The organism is Streptomyces sp. TLI_185 (genome assembly GCF_003814765.1).
In the GTDB taxonomy this organism is placed as follows: domain Bacteria; phylum Actinomycetota; class Actinomycetes; order Streptomycetales; family Streptomycetaceae; genus Streptomyces.
In genome coordinates, this window is sequence record NZ_RKRB01000001.1 from 1,701,095 (window position 1) to 1,721,121 (window position 20,027).

Here is a 20,027-nt window from a genome sequence, read left to right on the forward strand (position 1 = left end):
GGCCCTGGTGGGGGCGGCACCGGCCAGCGGTGTGGAGAGCGGCACCGCGCTCGCGCCGGGAGTCACCTACAAGCAGTTCGACGTCCAGGGCGCCAAGGGCGTGACCCACGCCCATCTGCTCACCGTCGACCTGCGCAACAAGCACGTACGCCTCGGCCTGCTGTATCCGGGAGCCGTGGCCGCACGTGCGGCCGTCTCCCGGATGGCCGACGCACAAGGGGCCGTCGCGGGCATCAACGGCGACTTCTTCAACATCTCCGAGACCCAGCATCCGGGTGTGGAAGTGACGGGTTCGACCGACGGGCCGGCGATCGCGAACGGGCATGTGCTCAAGGCGTCGGTGCCGGACGGACAGCGCTTCGGGCCGGCCCTGCCTCCGGGCACCACCACCCGGGACGTGCTCGGCGTGGGCGTCGACCGCAGGGCCCGGCTGGACCGTCTGACGCTGGCCGGGTCGGTCCGCACTCCGGCGGGACGGGTGCCGCTGGGCGGCCTCAACCAGTACGCGCTGCCGGAGGATTCGGTCGGCGCCTTCACCTCCGACTGGGGCAGCGTCTCCCGGGTCCGTGCCACCTGCGGCACGGACACCGACCGGGCGGCCGCCTGCAGCACGGACACCTACGAGGTGACGGTCCGCAAGGGCCGCGTCGTCTCCACGTCCGACGCGCCCGGCAAGGGCGCCATCGCCGCGGGGACCACGGTGCTCGTCGGCCGGGAGGCGGGCGCGCAGCGGCTACGGAAGTTCTTCAAGGGCGAGCCGGTGACGGTGACGCACCGGCTGGTCTCCGCCACCTCCCGGAAGGCGTACAGCTTCGCGCTCGGCGGCTACCCGGTTCTCAAGGGCGGCCAGCCCCTCGCGGACCTCGACGACGCGACCGGGGCCGTGCGCACGGCCGTCGGCATCGCGGGCGGCGGGAAGCGGCTGCTGCTCTTCGCGCTGGACGGTGCACCCGCCTACCGCAAGGGCCTGACGATCGCCGAAGTGGCCGACACCATGCGGGCGTTGGGCTCGACCGACGCCTTCAGTCTGGACGGCGGCGGATCGACCACCCTGGTCGCCCGCGTGCCCGGGGCTGCCACCGTCTCCGTACGGAATCATCCGTCCGGCGATGCGGAACGGCCGGTCCCGAACGGCATCGGGGTGTTCTCGACGTCATGAACGGCGTCGTGAACCTCAGGGCCTGAGGCTGCTGACGATGCCTGCCGTCGCCGTCACGCCGCTGTGAATGGTGGGCGCGATGTGCGTGCCGGCCAGGTAGAAGCCGAGCAGCGTGCACACCAGGGCGTGGGAGATCTTCAGTCCGCCGTTGCGGGTGAAGATCACCGCCAGGACCAGCAGCAGTACCACCACTGAGATGGAAATCGCCATTGCCAACCTCCTCCGCTGCGCCGCCACTTCCGGTTCGCGACGTTCGGCCGCAAGTGTGGCGTAGCGGAGGGTTCGTCCGGGCGGCTGACCTGTCCGCCGAACGTGTGGTGTCTACGCCGACCGGTGGGCGTCCAGGAATGCTTCCAGCCCGGCGAGGTCGTCGGTGTTGAAGTAGTCGACGCCGGCGGCGAGCAGTTCGGTCCACAGGGCGTCCCGGGCGGGACCGGCCAGGTCGGGGGTGTTCCAGAAGCGCACCTTCTGCCCGCGCGCATGCGCCTGGCCGATGATGCCGCGCAGTTTCTGCCGCTCGGCGTCGGGGAACGTGCCCTCGCCGAGCCAGGTGAAGTTGAGCTGCCAGTTGTCGCTGATCAGCGGTACGAAGGAGGCGGGCGCCGGGGTGCCGAGGTCGGTGAGCCGGCCGTCGTAGAAGGCCCGCCGTACGGTCTGGGCCTCCATGGGCGTACGGGCGGCACGGTCGCCGGAGATCACGTTGGTGACCGCGCCGGGGTGCACGCGGCCGTGGGCGCAGGTGGTGAACAGGTGCTTGTAGCGCTGGAGATGGCGGTCGAGTTCGAGGTACGTCGAGGAGCCCTCGGTCTTGATGTCGATGAGCAGCTGGAGCGGCCTGCGGTATCCGCGGTACACGGAACCGTGGTTGGCCTTGACGAGGGCGGCCAGCGGGTCGAGGTAGAGGGACTCCAGGGTCCGCGTCGGGTCGAGGTCGCTCTCGGTGTGGCCGACGAGGAGCTGGTCGCCGACGAGGAAGATGTCGGCCTCGACGCTGCCGAAGCGGTGGTCGAGGGCGTCGAAGAGGGGGCGCGGATGCTCGTAGTCGTTGTGGGCGTGGGCGCGCCACAACGGGGCACGGTGCTTGTGTTCGTCGGCGAACGCGCTGCCGGCGGGCGGGGCGAGCACTGCCGCGAGCGTGGCGCCGAACGCGGTGAGGGCTCTGCGACGGGTGACGAGGGCCATGTTCTGCCTCCCTGTGGGGCGGGTCTGAACCACAGGGAGTATCGGGCGGAAAGGGCCCCAATGGACCTGCACATGCCAGGAGTTGGCCGGACTGCCGTTGTCCGTTCACTCCTTCCGCACGGCGGCATGGAAAAGCCCGCCCCAGGTGGGGCGGGCTTCACCGGGTGACCGTCAGGGGGCGTCAGGGTGCCTGGAGGTCGACGAGTTCGGCCACGGCGGACCGGTGGGCGCCTGCCGTGCCGTAGGCGATCGAGTCGGCCTTGGCCCGCTTGAGGTTCAGATGGATCGGGTGCTCCCAGGTCATGCCGATGCCGGCGTGCAGCTGGAGCGCCTCCTCGGCGGCGTGCACCGCGACCGGCGCCGCGTAGGCCTGCGCCACGGCGACCGCCACCTCGACGTCCTCCCCGGTGGCGAGCGCGTCGGCCGCGTTACGGGCGGCGGCGCGGAGGTTGACGACCTCCAGCCACAGCTGGGCGAGACGGTGCTTGAGCGCCTGGAAACCGCCGACGGGCCGGTTGAACTGCTTGCGCTCCTTCAGATAGCGCACGGTCTCCGTCAACGCCCAGTCGGCGAGCCCGAACTGCTCGGACGCGAGCAGCCCGGCTCCGGCCCGCAGGGCCCGTCGTACGGCGGGTTCGGCGTCACCGAGCCTGCGCGCCCGCGCCCCGTTCAGGGTGACGGTCGCGAGCGGCCGGGTGAGGTCGAGGGAGACCTGCGGGGTGACGGTGGCGTCGGACGCGTTCACCGCGTACAGCCCGCCGTCCTCGGCCGGTACGAGCAGCACGTCCGCGGCCACCGCGTCCGCGATGCCGGTCAGCTCCCCGTGCAGGGTGCCGTTCTCCAGTCGTACGGCGGGAAAGGCGGTGCCGGGGGCGCGGTGCAGCGCCACCGCGAGCGCGCCGATGGCCCGCCCGGAGGCCAGCTGCCCGAGCAACTCCTCGTCCCCGCACTCCAGCAGGGCCTCGGTGGCGACGACGGCGCTCGTGAGGTAGGGCACGGGGGCGACCGCGCGTCCCAGCTCCTCCAGTACGACGGCGACTTCGCGATGCGTGGCGCCCTGGCCGCCCTGCGCCTCGGGCACCAGCAGACCCGCCAGGCCCATGCCGTCGGCGAGGGCCTTCCAGGCCGCGAGGTCGTGCGGGGCGTCGGACTCGGTGCGTGCGATGACGCCGGGTGCGTCGCAGTGGTCGGCGAGGAGGTCCCGTACGGCGGACCGCAGGGCCTCTTCCTCCTCGGAGTAGAGAAGATCCGGCTGTGCGCTCATCGGGCGAGGTCCTTCCAGGCGACGTCCTTGTCGGTGCGCGGCTCGGACGGGAGGCCCAGGACGCGTTCGGCGACGATGTTCAGCAGGACCTCGCTGGTCCCGCCCTCGATGCTGTTGCCCTTGGAGCGGAGGTAGCGGTAGCCGGCCTCGCGGCCGGTGAAGTCCACCAGTTCGGGGCGGCGCATGGTCCAGTCGTCGTACAACAGGCCCTCCTCGCCGAGGAGTTCGACCTCCAGGCCGCTGAGCTCCTGGTTGAGGCGGGCGAAGGCGAGCTTCATGCCGGCGCCCTCGGGGCCGGGCTGCCCGGCGACGAGCTGCTGGCGCAGCCGCTCGGCGGTGAGCCGGGCCACCTCGGACTCCACCCACAGCTTCAGCAGCCGCTGGTGCAGGTCGTGGGTGCGCAGTTCGGGGCGTTCACGCCAGGTCTTGACGACCGGGGCGATCATGCCGCCCTCGCGGGGCAGCCGCATGCCGCCGATCGCGACGCGTTCGTTGTTCAGGGTGGTCTGCGCGACGCGCCAGCCGTCGCCGATCTCGCCGAGGCGGCGGGAGTCGGGGATGCGGACGTCGGTGAGGAACACCTCGTTGAACTCGGCCTCACCGGTGATCTGCCGCAGCGGACGCACGTCGACACCGGGGTCGGTCATGTCGCAGATGAAGTACGTGATGCCCGCGTGCTTGGGCACGTTCGGGTCGGTGCGGGCGATGAGGATGGCCCAGCGGGCGTTGTGCGCACCGGACGTCCACACCTTCTGCCCGTTGACCACCCAGTCGTCGCCCTCCCGGACGGCCCGGGTACCGAGCGCGGCCAGGTCGGAGCCGGCGCCGGGCTCGCTGAACAGCTGGCACCAGACCTCCTCGCCGATCCACAGCGGCCGCAGATAGCGCTGCTTCTGCTCCTCGGTGCCGTACTTGAGGATCGTCGGGGCGGCCATGCCGAGCCCGATGCCGTTGCGGCGCGAGTCGTTGTCGGGAGCGCCGGCCGCCTCCAGCTCGGCATCCACCACGGCCTGGAGGGAGCGGGGCACGCCGAGCCCGCCCAGACCCTCCGGGTAGTGCACCCAGGCCAGACCCGCGTCGAAACGGGCCTTGAGGAAGTCCAGGCGGTCGGTGGTCGCGGGCGGGTGGGCAGCCAGCAACTCCTGCGTGCGGCTGCGCAGTTCGGCTGCGTCGGTCATGCGGCGGCTCCGTTCTCCAGGGACGGCAGGACGGCCACCCGGCCGGTGGTCACGCCGTCGGCGACGCGCTGGACGGCGGCCGCGGCACCGGCCAGCGGTACCCGCTCGCTGACCAGGGGCTTGATGGCGCCCCGGGCGGCCAGTTCGGTGAGCTGCTCGTGGCAGTGCGCGATCAGCTTCGGGTTCTTGGTGCCGTACAGGCCCCAGTGCAGGCCGAGGATCGAGTAGTTCTTCACCAGGGCGTGGTTGAGCCCCGGGCTGGGGATGACCCCGCTGGCGAAGCCGACGACCACGATCCGGCCCTCGAAGGCGACGGCCTTGGTCGACTGGGCGTAAGCCTCGCCGCCGACCGGGTCGTAGATGACGTCGGCGCCCCGGCCGCCCGTGGCCTCCTTGACGGCAGCGATGACGTCCTCGCTCTTGCGGTCGATGACGACGTCGCATCCCGACTCCGTGGCCGCGGCCACCTTGTCGGCACCGCCGACGACGCCGATGACCCTGGCCCCGGCCGCCTTGCCGAGCTGCACGGCCGCGCTGCCGACCCCTCCTGCGGCAGCGTGGACGAGCAGCGTCTCGCCTGTTTCCAGGTGAGCACGACGGTGCAGACCGAACCAGCCGGTCTGGTAGCCGATGTGCAGGGCGGCGGCCTCGGCGTCGTCCAGCGACTCGGGCGCGGGCAGCAGGGCTGCGGCGTCCGCGACGGCGTACTCGGCGAAACCGCCGTGGGGCAGGGCGGGGTTGGCGATGACCCGCCGCCCGTCCTCGGTCTCGCCGCAGATCTCCACGCCCGGCGTGAACGGCAGCGGCGGGCGCACCTGGTAGTGGCCCCGGCACATCAGCACATCCGGGAAGTTGATGTTCGCGGCTCGCACCTTCAGCAGTACCTGGCCCTCGCCGGGCGTGGGCCGCTCCACCTCCTCGAGCCGCATCACCTCGCTCGGCTCGCCGTTCTCGTGCACTTGCCATGCCTGCATGCGGTGCCTCCAGGGACTGCTCTGTCTGACCGGGGTTCATCGCATACTAAGCGGTCGCTTGCTCATGAGGAAACACTTCACACGGACAAGACTCCCGGCAGCCCGGTTCACCCCGGCAGCACGCCGCGGCCCTCGCGGACCTCGAACACCAGCTGGGTCTCGGTCTGCCGCACCATCGGGTGGACGGTCACGTGCTCCAGGATGAGGTCTCGCAGCTCTTCCGGGCTGGCCACGGCGACATGCAGGAGAAAGTCGTCGTCGCCACCCACGTGCCAAACGGTCAGGGCTCCCGGCACCTTGACCAGCCGGTCGTAGAGGTTGCGGACATGTTCGCGGCTGTGGCTGCCCAGGCGGACCTTGATGATCGCGTGGATCGGGTGGCCGAGTGCGCCGAGGTCGAGCCGGGCGTTGATGCCGGCGATGACACCGGACTCCCGCAGCGCACGGACCCGGTATGCGCAGGTCGACTCGGCGACGCCCACCCGGGCCGCGAGCGCCGCGTTGGTCATCCGGCCGTCCTCCACGAGTGCGACGAGGATGGCCAGATCGGTGCCGTCGAGTCCCGCCGCAGCGGGTTGTGTTTTCTTCAGCTGCTGGTCCGCCATGAGCCCTCCTCTTGCTGAATCCGCACCAATATCGGTGATCGACCACGGCTTCCGCAATGACTCTTGCAGAGTGTTGTGGATCGCCTCACTCTCTGGGGCATGACCTCGTCGTATCTGCAACTCGACTCCCTGGCCGTCCACGCGGGCCGTGAGGACCTGACAGAGCTCGGCGTCCACGCGCTTCCCATCGACCTGTCGTCGACCAACCCGCTGCCGGACATCGACGCCGGCGGGCTGTCCTACGAGGCCATGGCGGGCGGAGGGACGCCGACCGCGGACGGCGGAGCCGTCTATGCGCGGCTCTGGAACCCGACCGTGGCACGGTTCGAGTCGGCGCTGGCCCAGATGGAACACGCCCGGGCCGCCGTGGCGTTCTCCTCGGGCATGGCGGCGATGACCGCGGCAATCCTGGCGACCATGAAGGAGACCGGCCGCCGCCATGTCCTCGCCGTCCGCCCCCTCTACGGCGGTACCGACCATCTGCTGGCCTCGGGCCTCCTCGGCGCCGAGGTGACCTACTGCTCCGCACCGGACGTCGCCGCCGCCATCCGTCCCGACACGGCGATGATCGTGCTGGAGACGCCCGCCAATCCGACGCTCGAACTGGTCGACATCCGTGCCGTCGTCGAGGCCGCGCAGGGCGTTCCGGTTCTCGTCGACAACACGTTCGCGACGCCGGTCCTGCAGAATCCCGTCGACCTCGGTGCCGCGATGGTCCTGCACAGCGCGACCAAGTACCTGGGCGGGCACGGTGACGTCATCGCCGGTGTCATCGCCTGCGGCCAGGAGCAGGCAGCCGCGCTGCGCCGGGTCCGCGCGGTCACCGGCGGTCTGCTGCACCCGCTGGGCGCCTATCTCCTGCACCGGGGACTCGCCACGCTTCCGGTCCGGGTACGCGCCCAGCAGGCGAACGCCCGGCGCATCGCCGCGTGGCTGACGACCCACCCGAGCGTCGCCCGCGTCCACTACCCCGGGATCGAGGGCGACCCGCAGGGACTGCTCGGCCGACAGCTCAAGGGCACCGGGGCGATGATCTCCATCGACCTGCGCGGTGGCTTCGAACAGGCCGCGCACGCCACCTCGGCGGTCAGCCTGTTCACCCACGCGGTGTCCCTGGGCGGCGTCGACTCACTGATCCAGCACCCGGCATCGCTGACGCACCGGCCCGTCGCCCCGGAGGCCCGCCCGGCCGCCGGCCTGGTCAGGCTGTCCATCGGGCTCGAGGACGCCGACGATCTGATGGCCGACCTCGACCGGGCGCTCGCCACGCGTCGCCCGGTCCCCGTGACGGCGGGCGTGCCCCAGGCCGCCACCCAGCACCGCGCCATGACCCACCGGGTCGGCGAAGGACTACGAACGGGCCACCGAGCCTGAACAGCGGGCCGCCGGCCCAGAGACCGCCCGGGCTTCACGCAGGAATCGCCGACTCGGACGGGATCGCCCGACCTGGGACGGGCGGATCAGCGCAGTCCAGCGAAGAGATCGTTCTCGGGTACGGCCGCGCCGGTCGTGTCCTGGACACGTACGAAGGTCTCCATGCCCATCAGCTCGCCGAACCTCTCCTTGCCCATCTTGAGGAAGAAGATGTTCTCGCCCTGACTGGCGTGCGCGGCCAGCGCGTCGAACTTCTGGCCGCTGAACGCAGTGGTGTCCACCCACGTGGTGATCTCGTCGTCGGGGAGGCCGATGTCGGCCAACGCGGCGGTCTCGGCAGGATCGGGCTCCGGCATGTCCTCCTGGAACTCGCGCATGATCTCGCCGAACCGCTGCATCCCCGAGCGGGGCACCGTGGTCCAGTACACCTTCGGTGCCAGATCGGTCATCTCCAGCGCCGCCATCGTGATGCGGTGGGCCTGGATGTGGTCGGGGTGGCCGTAGAAGCCGTTCTCGTCGTAGGTGACGACCACATCAGGTCGGTAGTGCCGCATGAGTTCCGCGAGTCGGGCCGCGCCTTCCTGCACAGGGGTCTGCCAGAAGGATCCGGGGGCGTCGTTGCTCGGCCAGCCCATCATTCCGGAGTCGGCATAGGCCAGCATCTCCAGATCGCTGACCTTCAGGACGTCACAGCTCTCCTCGAGCTCTTGACGGCGCATCGAGGCGACCGCCGCCGGATCGTGCCCGGGATCGCCCGGCTTGACACCCCCCGGTCCGTCACCGCAACTGCCGTCGGTACAGGTCACGAGAACCGTGCGGATGCCTTCCGCCGCGTACCGCGCAAGGACTCCTCCGGTTCCGGTGGCCTCGTCGTCGGGGTGGGCGTGTACGGCCATGAGCGTCAAGGGCCGGTCAGTCATGAAGCAGTCCTCCTGCAGAAATACGTCTTGGTCCTAGTGTGCGGCGGGCGTACCGCGATCTTGGGGCCCGGATCCTGGTGAGGCGGACATCCTTGTGGTCTCCGTGTTCCCCGCCCGTGCGGTGCCGGTCCCTCGGTCCATGCAACCGTGCCGGCCGGGCCGGCTGTTCCCGGCGCGGCTGCTCGGCCCTGTGCGGATCGATGCTCAGTTCTTCGCGGTGCCTTCGAGTTGGAAGTGCCAGATGACCGCGATCGGGGAATCGTCGAGGGCCACGGCCGACGCCTCCGGACACCGGAGCAGCAGGTCCCAGGACACGCAGGTCGGGAGCTGGTCCGGGGCGGTGTCGGGGTCGAGGGAGTGGCGCGGGCGGCGGGGTTCCTCGCAGTGGCGGACCTGGAACCCGAGGTCGACACTGGTGCCTGCTTTGGGTTTCCGACCCGTACCTCCCGGTCGGCCGGGCTGAGTGAGAGGACAAAGATCTGCTGTGAAGGCGTGCGGAGTGTCCGGGGCCGGGCAGGAAGTCGCCCTGCTGGAATTGCCCGAACCGCCATCTCCCGGGCCCGGTCAGATCCTGGTGGCGGTCGAGGCGGCCGGGGTCGGCCCGTGGGACCAACTGCTGAACGGCGCCGGCTGGGACGTGGCGTTGCGCCCACCGGCGGCGCTGGGAGTGGAGGGCGCGGGCACGGTGCTGGCCGTCGGCGCGGGTGTCACCGGGTTTGATGTAGGCGACCGAGTGCTCGCACACGAGGCCCCGCTGCCCGGGGGAAGCGGGTTCTGGGCCGAACGCGTTCTGATCAACGCGGATCACACGGCAGCCTGCCCACCCGGGCTGGACGCCGTGCACGCGGCGGCACTGCCGGTCAACGGACTCACCGCGGTGCAGGCCCTGGAGAAGCTGGACCTCGGCCGAGGACAGCGGCTCCTGATCACCAACGGAGGCGGGGCCACCGGAGCCCTGGCCCTCCAGCTCGCCGCGGCCAAGGGCATCGAGGTGACCGCGACCGCCTCTGCTGTCGCAGCAGAGCGACTGCTCGGTCTGGGAGCGACGGAAATCGTCGACTACCACGACCCCAACTGGTCGGCCAAGGTACGCGGCGGGTTCGACGCCGCCCTCATCATCGCCACCGGCACGGCGGACGCCGCCTTGCCTTTGGTGCGGGACGGCGGCCGACTGTGCTCCCTGACCTCGGACGCGCCTCCGGAGGAACGAGGCATCACGAGTGGGGACCTCTACGTCGAACCCAACGCCGCGCAGCTTGGCCGGCTGGCGGAGCAGGCAGCCGCGGGAACCTTGAAACTCGCACCGGAACCCCTGCCGCTGAGCGAGGGACCGGCTGCGTTCGCCCGGGTGGTCATCGGGCGGGCCGGCGGCAAGAAGATCGTGCTCACCCGAGCATGACCCGACCGGGCACCGCCCGATCCCGATGCTGGGCCGCGGTGCCCGCCAGGCGCGATCAAGACCGAGCGGTCGGGCGCCGACCGCCTCGCACCACTACTCGGGGGGCTGGACCGAGGCGGCCCACGCCGCAGCATCCGATGCTCTGATCCCGGCGGTGCGGGCTTCCTGCGTCATCCGCGCGCCCGCACGATCACGAGCGCCTTGCTCAGTGCGACTCGCGGCTCACCTCCGAGCCGCTGGAGCCGACGAGGAAGTCCAGGTCGGCGCCCGTGTCGGCTTGCAGGACGTGGTCGACGTAGAGGCGTTCCCAGCCGCGGCGGGGGCTGGCGAAACCGGTGACGGTGGCCTTGTCGGGGGTTCGGCGGGCGAGTTCGTCGGCGGGTACCTCGACGTCGATACGGCGGGCTTCGACGTCGAGGGCGATGACGTCCCCGGTGCGCACCAGCGCGAGCGGGCCGCCGGCCGCGGCCTCCGGGGCCACGTGCAGGACGACGGTGCCGTACGCGGTGCCGCTCATACGGCCGTCGCAGACGCGGACCATGTCCCGGACACCCTGTTCGAGGAGCTTCTTCGGAAGCGGCATGTTCGAGACCTCGGGCATGCCGGGGTAGCCCTTGGGGCCGCAGCCGCGCAGGACCAGCACGCTGTCGGGGTCGACGTCGAGGTCCGGGTCGTCGATACGGGCGTGGAAGTCCTCGATCGAGTCGAAGACGACCGCCCGGCCGCGGTGACGCAGCAGGCGCGGGGAGGCGGCGGCCGGTTTGACGAGAGCGCCGTCGGGGGCGAGGTTGCCGCGCAGGACGGCGATTCCGCCCTCGGCGACGAGCGGTTGGGCCCGGGGGCGGATGACCTCCTCGTCCCAGATCGGGGCGTCGTCGAGGAAGTCGACCAGGGGGCTGCCCGTGACGGTCAGGGCGTCCGGGTCGAGCAGGTCGCGGACTTCGCGCAGGACGGCGAGCAGGCCGCCGGCGCGGTGGAAGTCCTCCATGAGGAAGCGGCCGGCCGGCTGGAGGTCGACGAGGACCGGTACGCGGGAGCCGATGCGGTCGAAGTCGTCGAGGGTCAGGTCGACGCCGAGGCGGCCCGCGATGGCGAGGAGGTGGACGACCGCGTTGGTGGAGCCTCCGACGGCGGCGAGCGCGACGATCGCGTTGTGGAAGGACGCCTTGGTGAGGAAGGATCCGGGCCGCCGGTCGGCGCCCACCATGTCCACCGCCAGTCGGCCGGTGCGGTGCGCGGCCTCCAGAAGGCGGCTGTCGGGGGCGGGAGTTCCGGCCGTACCCGGCACGACCGTGCCCAGGGCCTCGGCCACCAGCGCCATCGTCGAGGCGGTGCCCATGGTGTTGCAGTGGCCCCGGCTGCGGATCATCGACGACTCGGAGCGGGTGAACTCGTCCTGGGAGAGGGTGCCGCCGCGGACCTCCTCGGACAGCCGCCACACATCGGTGCCGCAGCCCAGGGGCGTGCCACGGAAGGTTCCGGTGAGCATGGGTCCGCCTGGCACGACGACGGCGGGCAGGTCCACCGAGGCGGCGGCCATCAGCAGCGACGGGATCGTCTTGTCGCAGCCGCCCAGCAGGACGACACCGTCGATGGGGTTGGCCCGGAGCATCTCCTCCGTGGCCATCGCGGCCATGTTGCGCCAGAGCATGGCGGTGGGCCGCACCTGGGTCTCCCCCAGCGACACCACGGGCAGGTCCAGCGGGATCCCGCCGGCCTCGTACACGCCGTTTCGGACGGAGGCCGCCACCTCGTTCAGATGGGCGTTACAGGGGGTCAGATCGGAGGCCGTGTTGGCGATGGCGATCTGCGGGCGGTCCGTGAAGGCGTCGTCCGGAGCGCCCCGCCGCATCCAGGCCCGGTGGATGTAGGCGTTGCGGTCCTGGCCCTCGTACCACTGCGCACTGCGGAGCGTCCCCATGGAGCCTCTTCCAATAGTCGGTACGGCGCTCTAGAGTCCGGAACATCATGAAGCGTACGCAGACGTACGAGGCTCCGACAGACCCCGGCACGGACGGCCCGACCGGCGCCGACAGCAGCCGGCTGGTGGGGTCGGACCGGGTGCTCGCCGTACTCAAGGAGCTTGCCCGGTATCCCGAGGGCGTGGGTCTGGAGGAGTTGACCCAGGTGATCGGCAGTCCGAAGCCGACCGTGCACCGGGCCCTCGCGGCCCTGCGCCGGGCGGGTCTCGCCGGCCAGGACACCCGCGGCCACTACGCGCTCGGGGACGAGTTCCTGCGGATGGCCTTCGCCCACCACGAGGCCCGGCCCGACCATGTCCGCGTCCGCCCGATCCTCGATGCGCTGGCGCAGCGGTTCGGCGAGACCGCGCACTACGCGGTCCTCGAAGGCCGCGAGGTCGTCTACCGCGCCAAGGTCGATCCGCCCAGCGGTGCCGTCCGGCTCACCTCGACGGTGGGCGGCCGCAACCCCGCGCACGCCACCGGAGTCGGAAAGCTGCTGCTGGCCCGCCACTTGGAGACCCAGGAGGACGTCGAGGCATGGATCGGCGGCTCTGCCCTGGAGCGCCGCACCCCGCGAACCCTGTGCACCGCCGACGGCCTTCACCGGGAGCTGCAGACCATTCGTGAGCGGGGCTACTCCCTCGACGACCAGGAGAACGAGCCGGGCGTCAACTGCCTCGCCCTGCCCGTGTACGCGACCTCACCGAGGGCGCCGTCCGGAGCCGTCAGCGTCAGTGCGCTGACCTACCGGACACCGCTGAGCACCCTGGTCGAAGCGGCCGCCGAGATCCGTGCGCTGCTCGGCCCCCTCGGCGAGCCCCACCGCTGAAGACCCCGCAGGACCGCCCCTCTCTCTCACGCCCCCGAACCCACCCTGGAGACCGAGCTCGTGTACCTCATGCGCATCGGCGCCGTCGGCGCCGAAAAGCCCGTCGCCCGTATCGACGACGAGACCTACGTGGACCTGTCGGACGTCGTCACGGACTTCGACGAGGCGTTCTTCGGCACCGGCGGCCTCGACCGCGTCCGCCCCGTCGTGACGGAGCGGGCGGCGGCCGGGCAGGTGTCCCGCTTCGCCGGGGAGCGCATCGGCGCCCCCGTCGCCCGCCCGCACCAGATCCTGTGCATCGGCCTCAACTACCGCGACCACGCGGCCGAGAGCGGCATGGCCGTGCCCGACGAACCGATCCTGTTCACCAAGTCGCCCAACACTCTGGTCGGGCCCAACGACGACGTACGGATCCCGCGCGGGTCCGCCAAAACCGACTGGGAGGTGGAGCTCGGCATCGTCATCGGCCGGCGCACCGGCTACCTGGACTCGGTCGAAGAGGCGCGCGAGGCCATCGCCGGCTATGTGGTCGTCAACGACGTCAGCGAGCGCGCCTTCCAGCTGGAGCGGGGCGGGCAGTGGGCCAAGGGCAAGTCCGCGGAGACCTTCAACCCGGCGGGCCCCTGGCTTGCCACCACCGACGAGATCGAGGACGTCCTCGCGCTCGACATGTGGCTGGACGTCAACGGGGTGCGCCGGCAGACCGGCAACACCAAGACGATGATCTTCGACCCGTACTTCGTCGTGCACTACCTCAGCCAGTTCCTCGTCCTCGAGCCCGGCGACCTGATCAACACCGGCACCCCGCCCGGCGTCGGCATGGGCCTCACCCCGCCCGTGTATCTCCAGCCGGGCGACGTGATGGAACTCGGCATCCAGCAACTGGGCGTACAGCGTCAGCACGTGCTCGGGCCCCGGTGAGCCGTCGCCTGATGCGCGCCTTCGTCCTGACCGGCCCGGGCAAGTACGCCGTGCAGGAGGTCGCGGCGCCGGTGGCCGGTCCCGGCGAAGTCGTCGTCGACGTCGAGCGGGTGGGCGTCTGCGGCACCGACGTGGAGTTCTTCACCGGCGCGATGGCCTATCTCCACCACGGCCACGCCGCCTACCCGATGCGGCTCGGTCATGAGTGGGCGGGGCGTGTGGCAGCTGTCGGCGACGGTGTCGACCCCGGCTGGCTCGGACGCCGCGTCATGGGCGACACCATGCTCGGCTGCGGTGCGTGCCGCCGTTGCCTGCGCGGCCACCAGCACGTGTGCGAGAAGCGGCAGGAGGTCGGCGTGCGCGGGGACCGGCCCGGCGCCCTGGCCGAGCAACTCGCCGTCCCTGCCTCCTCGTTGCACGCCCTGCCCGACTCCGTCGACGCCGTGCTCGGCGCGCTGGTGGAGCCGGGCGGCAACGCCCTGCGCGCCGCACAGGCCGCCGCCCCGCGCCCCGGGGACCGGACCCTGGTCCTGGGACCGGGGACCATCGGGCTGCTGGCCGCGATGTTCCTCCGTACGACCGGTGCGGAGGTCCACCTCATGGGCAACACCGACAGCTCCCTCGCCTTCGCCCGCGAGCTGGGCTTCGAGCACGTCTGGGCGGAGGACTCCCTGCCGGACCTGCCCTTCGACGCGGTCGTCGACGCCTCCAACGCCGCCCATCTGCCGGACAGAGCACTGGAGTTGGTCGAGCCGTCCGGCCGTGTCGTGTACATCGGGCTGGCCGGGGAACCCAGCAGGATCGACACCCGTACCCTCGCCCTCAAGGACGTCACCGCGGTGGGCATCCTGTCCGCCTCCCCCGGCCTCGACGCCGCCATCCGCGCCTACGCCACCGGCTCGGTCGACCCGAGGCCACTCGTCGCCGCCACCGTGCCCCTCGACGAGGCAGGCCCCGTACTCGCCGGCGAGCGCCCGCCCGGCGCCGGCCCCGGCCCCAAGATCCATGTGGATCCCTGCTCGGGCTAGAGGTACGGAACCCGGACAAGAGCCCTGTCGCAGCCCAAGTGGGCCGATACGCTGGAGAACGGCCATGAACCGGGGGCGGGGCTGGGGGCGGGGGCATGGATCCACGGATGCAGTTGTCGGTGGGCGGGTACGTCTGCGAACGCGAGCTGGGCCGGGGCGGGCAAGGGGTGGTGTGGCTCGCCCGGGACCGGGCGGGGCGGCAGGTCGTGGTGAAGTTCCTGCTGCCGGGCAAGGAGTACGACGAGGTCGCGCTCGCCCGCGTACGGCGGGAGTTCGGTGCGGCGAGCCGGGTCGGCGAGCTGGCCACGGCGCGGGTCCTCGATGCCGACCTGTCCGGACGGAATCCGTACATAGTCAGCGAGTTCGTCCCGGGGCCCACGCTCCTCCAGCATGTGGCCGCGGGCGGTCCGCTGGCCCCCGGGCGGCTGCAGTCCGTGGCGCTGGCCGTCGCGCACGCGTTGGCGCAGGTGCACCGGGTGGGTGTCGTGCACCGGGACATCAAACCGTCCAACATCCTGCTCTCCCCGGACGGACCGCGGATCATCGACTTCGGTATCGCCCGCGACGACCGGCTGCTCGAGTCGGCGCTGACCACACCGGGCAGTGTGCTCGGCTCGCCCGCGTACATGTCGCCCGAGCAGGTCAAGTCGCTCAGGGTCAGCGCCGCCACCGACGTGTTCTCCCTCGGCGGCACGTTGCACTTCGCCGCCACGGGGCGGCATCCCTTCGAGGGGGAGAGCGACTACGAGGTGCTCGTCGCCGTGTGCGAGCGCGACGCGGATCTCGCGGCGGTGCCGGAGCCGGTCCGTTCGGTCATCGCCGACTGTCTGCGCAAGGACCCAGCGCAGCGGCCCACCGCCGCCCAGATCGTCACCCGGCTCGCGGGGGCGGCGGAGGGGGCGCAGAGCCCGCAGGCGGAGTCGGGGATGCCACAGTCACCCCTGCCGTCCGCACGCGGGAAGGACGGCTCCCGCCCCGGCAGGGGCGCCAAGCAGCTGCGGCTGTGGGGGTTCGCGGCCGGCAGTGCCGCGGCGGCCGTGCTGCTCGGCATCGTGCTGAGCACCACCTCCTCGGGGGGAGCCCACGGCTCGGGCTCCCCGTCCTCGCCCTCGTCCTCGTCCGGGAGACCGAAGAGCTCCGCAGGCTCCCAACCCCTCTCGTACACCGATGACTTGACCGACTCGGGCGACTGGTCGCACAAGGACCCGACCCTGGCGAAGATCACCCACAAGGGCGGGACCATGCTGGTGGACCCCAGGACCGAGGTGGAGGTGTGGCCGCAGGCGCCCTTCGAGCCGTCGTCGTTCGCGGTACGGCTGAGCACCCAGGCGGAGTGGTACGGGGGCGAGGGCGGGGTCGGGCTGTGGTGCAACGGCTCGGGGGACTACCGGAAGGGCTCCCGCTGGGCGACCTATCTGACGACAGGTCAGGAAGCCCTGATCGTACGGGAGTTCCGGTTCAAGGGGGCCTTTCAGCATGACCGGGTCGTCGAGGTCGACCTCGCGGATGTGGGTCTGAAGGTGGCAAGTCAGCAGCAGGTGGACATGTCGATGACCTGTTCCTCGGCCGGCGCGGGCCGGATCAAGGTCCAGCTCGCCGTCGACGGCACCCGGGTCGCCTCGTACACCGGAGCCGCCTTCGACGCGCGGGGCTGCGGTGTGGCCGCCTTCCACTACAGCGCGACCGACCCGCAGGGCACGGCCTTCCACGCGGGATTCGAGCGCTTCACCGCCGCCGAGCTGTCGGGGCACTGACGCCCCCGGCCGCTCGATCGCGGGAGGGGGCGCCGCCACCGAGCGGCTGATTCCTCGGGCCGCGCGGCGTGTCCGGGCCGGCGGGACGGCCGGACCGGAGCAGGGTGGGCGGCACTGCCGTCGTGGAGGAGGAACCGTGAAGCGTCGTGTCGCCGCCGTCCTGGCCATCGCCGTCGCCGGACTGATGCTGTTCGCGGTACCGGCCACAGCCCGCGACGGGCGTGGTGACGTCGAGAGCAACGACTGGAACATCCCGCTCACCAACATCGGCATCCTTTGACATGCTCCTCGCCTTGAAAGGCGAGGATTCTGGCCTTCTCTACCGGTTGCCGTGCCGCTACGCGGCATGGTTTCCGGTAGGGAATCCGTGGCTTCCTGTTTCTTCGCGCTGTGCCAGAACGGGTTCTGGTCTTACCGCCGCTCCGCAGGCTGTTACCGCCAGTCCGGCGGCCTGTTGGACGTTGAGTGCGGCGTTGTGGTCCCGGTCGTGGAGGGTGCGACGGCCACGAGCAGATGTGGAAGACCACCGGCGTGTGGACGCTGTACCAGACCGCCGACTGGATGTTCTCCTCCCGCCAGGAGCCCTTCCTCGTCACCGAGACCAACGCCGGCTCCATCGGCTTCCCCCGGGACAACCGCCCTGCCTACGACGGCCAGTGGCGCCAGGCCGCCTGGGCTCTCGTCGCGCGCGGTGCCCGCATGATCGAGTACTGGCACTGGCACACCCTGCACTTCGGCGCCGAGACCTACTGGGGCGGCATCCTCCCGCACACCGGCCGGCCCGGGCGGACGTACGCCGAACTCGCCCGTCTGGGTGGTGAGTTCGAGACCGCGGGCGCGCTCGTCGCCCGGCTCGAACCGGACGCCGACATCACGATGGTGTACTCGACGCCGAGCAAGTGGCTGATGCAGAAGTACCCGCCGCTGGCCAGGCCCGACGGCGAACCGGACCCGGCCGCCTATCACCGCATCGTCGACCCCTTCTACCGCGGCGCCTTCGACGCCGGCCGCCAGGTCCGCATCGTCCACGCCCACCAGCTGCACGACCCGAGCGGAGAACGGGAGGGCATGACTCCGCTGGAGGCCGTCCAGCGTCACCCCGTCCTCGTCGTCCCGGCGCTCTACCTCGCCCACGACGACACGCTCGACTGGCTCGCGGACTACGCCCGCGCGGGCGGCCACCTGGTTCTGGGCCCGCGCACCGGCTACGCCGACCATGAAGCCCGCGCCCGCACCGAACCGGCCCCCGGGCGTCTCACCGGCGTCGCGGGCGTCAGCTACGACGAGTTCAGCAACCTGGCACGGGACATACCGGTGCGGGCCGCGCCGGACAGCCCGCTCCACCTTCCCGAGGGCGCTACGGCGACGCAGTGGGCGGACGGCCTGACCGTCGCCGACGTGCTCGTCGCCTACGACCACCCGCACTTCGGCCGCTGGCCCACGGTCACCACCCGCCGCCACGGCGCGGGCCGGGTCACTTGTGTCGGCACGGTGCCCGGTCGTGACCTCGCCCGGGCGCTGGCCGAGTGGCTGACCCCGTCGGCCCGCCACGGCTGGCGGGACCTGCCGGCCTCGGTCACCGCGACGACCGGCAGCTCGCCCGACGGACGCCGCGTCCACATCGTCCACAACTGGAGCTGGGAGCCCGCCAGCGTGCCCGCGCCGGCCAACCTCTCCGACGTCCTCGACGGCACAACCGTCCCCGCAGGCACGGCACTTGAGCTCGGCCCCTGGGACGTACGCGTCCTCGTCTCCGCCGACACCGACCGCACCCGTTCGTGAGCACCCCCTAGGAGAGGCCATGCAGAGAAGAAGAGCCTCCAGAGCACTGGGCACCCTCACCGGCGGGATCCTGTACCAGCTGGGCAACGAGCCGTGCCTGAAGGGCCGGGGCAACTGTGCCGTCTACCCCAAGTCGGCGCAGCTGCCGAGCGGCCGTCTGGTCGCGTCCGACGTCGTCGTGGAGGACGCCGGATCGGCGGCGAGCCCGGACACCCAGTACTGGCATGTCGTGACCGAGCCCAAGGGCGGAGTGACCCTGCTGAACAAGTCGGGCGGACGTGCGGCAGCCATCTGGACCGGCAACGCGACGGTCGGCCGGCGCATCGGCCAGTGGGTCGACAACAGCCCGACGGGCAGCTGGAACCTCGTCAAGACCGCCGACGGCTTCTACAAGCTGCAGTCGGTCAAGAACACCGGCCTGTACCTGACCGGCGCGTCCGACGGGGCCCCGCTGACCCTGCAGAACGCGGCCGGGGACGGCTCGCAGGACTGGAGGCTCGTCAAGTGATGCAGACGGCCGGCTGCTGTTCCGCCTCGACCCGGGTGTTGCTCCTGCCCCGCGGCGATCAGGTCGTGTCTCTGCACGGCCACCCGCGGCTGCTCGACACGGCGACCGGCCGCATCGTCGCGGAGTGACCCGAGGTCCGCGTCCCCGCCATGCCCACCTGGTCCGGCCATCGCCGCGTGGCCACCCCCGTCGCCGCCCTCCACCCCGACGGCACGCGGCCGGCCGTCCCGCAGGCGGAGGGCATCGCGCTCATCAGGCTGCCGTAAGCGGGTCGCTCGTACGGACCTCCATTGCGCGGCAGACATCTCGTCATGAGCCGCACCCGCCGACCCGCATACTGCTCAGCGCCACGTCGTCCATGTGCATGTCGTACGAGGAGGGAGCGGGGTCGGCCTGGTACAACTGCCAGCCCAGCTTGAGCCTGTCGAAGTGCGGGAAGACGAAGTCGTCCGCCGTGCCGCCGTGTTGCTTGGTCGACACCGTCAACTCGGGCTGCTCCGCGCCGTCCAGGTAGACGGTGACGCGGTTGTCGGTCGCGTCGAGGTGGAATTCGACGCACTGCCAGGTCCCGGCGGTGGCGGGAGCGGTGGTCTTCCAGGCGGTCCAGTCCCCGGTGGGGCCCAGATCGGAGCCGACCCCCCAGAAGTTGCCTTTCGAGGTGGGAACGTACTGGCCGCCCAACGGCCTCACCAGCGTGGGGACATCGGAGCCGGAGACCTCCGCCATGGTCCAGTGCGCCCAGTCGGGGGCCGTGGGGAGGCGGTCCACGCGCAGCCGCAGCCGGGCCCAGAAGCTGTTGCCCGCGGGTGCAAGACCGGACAGTGCGAGGAAGGCGCGGCCGTTGCCTTCCGTGTGGAGCCGCAGTTCGTGTCCGTGGCCGGTGGTGCTGGGCTCGACGGTCAGCGAACCGTTGGAGGTGTCGGCGCTCCAGCCGCGGCCCGCGGTGACCGGCCCGAGGGGAAGACGGTCGAAGTTCTCCTTGAAGAGGGTCTTGTGCGGGGTGGGGGTGGCGGAGGCGGTGGGGGGTGTCGCGAGCAGCGCGGCCGATGCGGCCAACAGCGCGGCTGCGATCTTCCTCATGCGTGTCATGGGCTCAGTGTGCAACACCCGTCACAGCAGTCACATAGGCCGGGGCTGACGAGAAGCGGAACGGCCAACGGCCCGACGGCCGCCCGGAGTTGACGTA

Annotated in this window: 18 protein-coding genes and 2 pseudogenes; 11 read left to right on the forward strand and 9 right to left on the reverse strand. The window is 71.4% G+C overall.

Going from position 1 to position 20,027, the window contains the following annotated elements:
* Window positions 1-7 precede the first annotated feature (7 nt).
* Complete coding sequence (locus EDD92_RS07610) at window positions 8-1,159, forward strand: phosphodiester glycosidase family protein (protein WP_123963595.1); 1,152 nt, start codon at window positions 8-10, stop codon at window positions 1,157-1,159.
* 15 nt (window positions 1,160-1,174) lie between these two features.
* On the opposite strand, the gene EDD92_RS07615 is transcribed toward EDD92_RS07610, so the two are convergent.
* From EDD92_RS07615 to EDD92_RS07640, 6 genes are all read right to left on the reverse strand, one after another.
* A complete protein-coding gene (locus tag EDD92_RS07615; protein ID WP_030928390.1) occupies window positions 1,175-1,369 on the reverse strand; it encodes a hypothetical protein in 195 nt (64 codons plus the stop codon).
* A 111-nt stretch (window positions 1,370-1,480) separates the two neighbouring features.
* Window positions 1,481-2,341: a phosphatidylinositol-specific phospholipase C/glycerophosphodiester phosphodiesterase family protein gene (locus EDD92_RS07620; protein WP_123963596.1), complete on the reverse strand. Its 861-nt coding sequence runs from the start codon at window positions 2,339-2,341 to the stop codon at window positions 1,481-1,483.
* A gap of 181 nt (window positions 2,342-2,522) precedes the next feature.
* Window positions 2,523-3,605 carry an acyl-CoA dehydrogenase family protein gene (locus EDD92_RS07625; protein WP_123963597.1) on the reverse strand — a complete coding sequence of 361 codons (1,083 nt, stop codon included), beginning with the start codon at window positions 3,603-3,605 and terminating at the stop codon, window positions 2,523-2,525.
* Window positions 3,602-4,783 carry an acyl-CoA dehydrogenase family protein gene (locus EDD92_RS07630; RefSeq protein ID WP_123963598.1) on the reverse strand — a complete coding sequence of 394 codons (1,182 nt, stop codon included), beginning with the start codon at window positions 4,781-4,783 and terminating at the stop codon, window positions 3,602-3,604. Before EDD92_RS07630 ends, EDD92_RS07625 begins: the two co-directional genes overlap by 4 nt.
* Window positions 4,780-5,757 (reverse strand): NADPH:quinone oxidoreductase family protein, encoded by a 978-nt coding sequence (locus EDD92_RS07635; RefSeq protein ID WP_123963599.1) that lies wholly within the window; start codon window positions 5,755-5,757, stop codon window positions 4,780-4,782. Before EDD92_RS07635 ends, EDD92_RS07630 begins: the two co-directional genes overlap by 4 nt.
* Before the next feature lie 107 nt (window positions 5,758-5,864).
* Window positions 5,865-6,362 carry an Lrp/AsnC family transcriptional regulator gene (locus tag EDD92_RS07640; protein WP_123963600.1) on the reverse strand — a complete coding sequence of 166 codons (498 nt, stop codon included), beginning with the start codon at window positions 6,360-6,362 and terminating at the stop codon, window positions 5,865-5,867.
* 99 nt (window positions 6,363-6,461) lie between these two features.
* On the opposite strand from EDD92_RS07640, the gene EDD92_RS07645 reads away from it, so the two are divergent.
* Window positions 6,462-7,736: a PLP-dependent aspartate aminotransferase family protein gene (locus tag EDD92_RS07645; protein WP_123963601.1), complete on the forward strand. Its 1,275-nt coding sequence runs from the start codon at window positions 6,462-6,464 to the stop codon at window positions 7,734-7,736.
* A gap of 86 nt (window positions 7,737-7,822) precedes the next feature.
* Here EDD92_RS07645 and EDD92_RS07650 read toward each other — a convergent pair whose 3' ends face one another.
* On the reverse strand, window positions 7,823-8,656 hold the full coding sequence (locus EDD92_RS07650; protein WP_123963602.1) for a PIG-L family deacetylase: 834 nt from the start codon (window positions 8,654-8,656) through the stop codon (window positions 7,823-7,825).
* Window positions 8,657-9,155: 499 nt separating this feature from the next.
* Here EDD92_RS07650 and EDD92_RS07655 point away from each other — a divergent pair, with 499 nt between their 5' ends.
* Window positions 9,156-10,055 carry an NADP-dependent oxidoreductase gene (locus tag EDD92_RS07655; RefSeq protein WP_185123956.1) on the forward strand — a complete coding sequence of 300 codons (900 nt, stop codon included), beginning with the start codon at window positions 9,156-9,158 and terminating at the stop codon, window positions 10,053-10,055.
* 205 nt (window positions 10,056-10,260) lie between these two features.
* Here EDD92_RS07655 and EDD92_RS07660 read toward each other — a convergent pair whose 3' ends face one another.
* Window positions 10,261-11,976: an IlvD/Edd family dehydratase gene (locus EDD92_RS07660; RefSeq protein ID WP_123963604.1), complete on the reverse strand. Its 1,716-nt coding sequence runs from the start codon at window positions 11,974-11,976 to the stop codon at window positions 10,261-10,263.
* A gap of 47 nt (window positions 11,977-12,023) precedes the next feature.
* Between EDD92_RS07660 and EDD92_RS07665 the strand changes: the two genes are divergently transcribed.
* The 8 genes and pseudogenes from EDD92_RS07665 (at window position 12,024) to EDD92_RS50985 (ending at window position 18,969) form a co-directional block, all read left to right on the forward strand.
* Complete coding sequence (locus EDD92_RS07665) at window positions 12,024-12,848, forward strand: IclR family transcriptional regulator (protein WP_123963605.1); 825 nt, start codon at window positions 12,024-12,026, stop codon at window positions 12,846-12,848.
* Between the two features lie 60 nt (window positions 12,849-12,908).
* Window positions 12,909-13,769 carry a fumarylacetoacetate hydrolase family protein gene (locus EDD92_RS07670; RefSeq protein WP_123963606.1) on the forward strand — a complete coding sequence of 287 codons (861 nt, stop codon included), beginning with the start codon at window positions 12,909-12,911 and terminating at the stop codon, window positions 13,767-13,769.
* Window positions 13,770-13,780: 11 nt separating this feature from the next.
* Window positions 13,781-14,797, forward strand: a complete 1,017-nt coding sequence (locus EDD92_RS07675; protein WP_123963607.1) for a zinc-binding dehydrogenase — start codon at window positions 13,781-13,783, stop codon at window positions 14,795-14,797.
* Between the two features lie 107 nt (window positions 14,798-14,904).
* Window positions 14,905-16,551, forward strand: coding sequence for a serine/threonine-protein kinase (locus tag EDD92_RS07680; RefSeq protein WP_185123957.1), 1,647 nt, complete (start codon window positions 14,905-14,907; stop codon window positions 16,549-16,551).
* Between the two features lie 136 nt (window positions 16,552-16,687).
* The gene (locus tag EDD92_RS49795) at window positions 16,688-16,831 is read left to right on the forward strand and encodes a hypothetical protein (protein ID WP_185123958.1); all 144 of its coding nucleotides are present in this window, start codon (window positions 16,688-16,690) and stop codon (window positions 16,829-16,831) included.
* Window positions 16,832-17,049: 218 nt separating this feature from the next.
* A pseudogene (locus EDD92_RS07690) lies at window positions 17,050-18,333 on the forward strand (beta-galactosidase trimerization domain-containing protein); the annotation flags it as partial.
* Between the two features lie 166 nt (window positions 18,334-18,499).
* Window positions 18,500-18,841, forward strand: a pseudogene (locus tag EDD92_RS07695) (RICIN domain-containing protein); the annotation flags it as partial.
* A complete protein-coding gene (locus tag EDD92_RS50985; RefSeq protein ID WP_260326394.1) occupies window positions 18,838-18,969 on the forward strand; it encodes a hypothetical protein in 132 nt (43 codons plus the stop codon). The pseudogene EDD92_RS07695 and the gene EDD92_RS50985, both read left to right, overlap by 4 nt.
* Window positions 18,970-19,150: 181 nt before the next feature.
* Here the strand turns inward: EDD92_RS50985 and EDD92_RS07700 are convergent, their stop codons facing one another.
* A complete protein-coding gene (locus EDD92_RS07700) occupies window positions 19,151-19,930 on the reverse strand; it encodes a hypothetical protein (protein WP_123963609.1) in 780 nt (259 codons plus the stop codon).
* Window positions 19,931-20,027 lie beyond the last annotated feature (97 nt).

What these genes read in the sequence shown, in the direction of transcription:
- EDD92_RS07615 (WP_030928390.1), bottom strand. Translation starts at nt 1,369, where the DNA reads ATGGCGATTTCCATCTCAGTGGTGGTACTGCTGCTGGTCCTGGCGGTG.
- EDD92_RS07620 (WP_123963596.1), bottom strand. Translation starts at nt 2,341, where the DNA reads ATGGCCCTCGTCACCCGTCGCAGAGCCCTCACCGCGTTCGGCGCCACG.
- EDD92_RS07625 (WP_123963597.1), bottom strand. Translation starts at nt 3,605, where the DNA reads ATGAGCGCACAGCCGGATCTTCTCTACTCCGAGGAGGAAGAGGCCCTG.
- EDD92_RS07630 (WP_123963598.1), bottom strand. Translation starts at nt 4,783, where the DNA reads ATGACCGACGCAGCCGAACTGCGCAGCCGCACGCAGGAGTTGCTGGCT.
- EDD92_RS07635 (WP_123963599.1), bottom strand. Translation starts at nt 5,757, where the DNA reads ATGCAGGCATGGCAAGTGCACGAGAACGGCGAGCCGAGCGAGGTGATG.
- EDD92_RS07640 (WP_123963600.1), bottom strand. Translation starts at nt 6,362, where the DNA reads ATGGCGGACCAGCAGCTGAAGAAAACACAACCCGCTGCGGCGGGACTC.
- EDD92_RS07645 (WP_123963601.1), top strand. Translation starts at nt 6,462, where the DNA reads ATGACCTCGTCGTATCTGCAACTCGACTCCCTGGCCGTCCACGCGGGC.
- EDD92_RS07650 (WP_123963602.1), bottom strand. Translation starts at nt 8,656, where the DNA reads ATGACTGACCGGCCCTTGACGCTCATGGCCGTACACGCCCACCCCGAC.
- EDD92_RS07660 (WP_123963604.1), bottom strand. Translation starts at nt 11,976, where the DNA reads ATGGGGACGCTCCGCAGTGCGCAGTGGTACGAGGGCCAGGACCGCAAC.
- EDD92_RS07665 (WP_123963605.1), top strand. Translation starts at nt 12,024, where the DNA reads ATGAAGCGTACGCAGACGTACGAGGCTCCGACAGACCCCGGCACGGAC.
- EDD92_RS07675 (WP_123963607.1), top strand. Translation starts at nt 13,781, where the DNA reads ATGCGCGCCTTCGTCCTGACCGGCCCGGGCAAGTACGCCGTGCAGGAG.
- EDD92_RS07680 (WP_185123957.1), top strand. Translation starts at nt 14,905, where the DNA reads ATGCAGTTGTCGGTGGGCGGGTACGTCTGCGAACGCGAGCTGGGCCGG.
- EDD92_RS07700 (WP_123963609.1), bottom strand. Translation starts at nt 19,930, where the DNA reads ATGACACGCATGAGGAAGATCGCAGCCGCGCTGTTGGCCGCATCGGCC.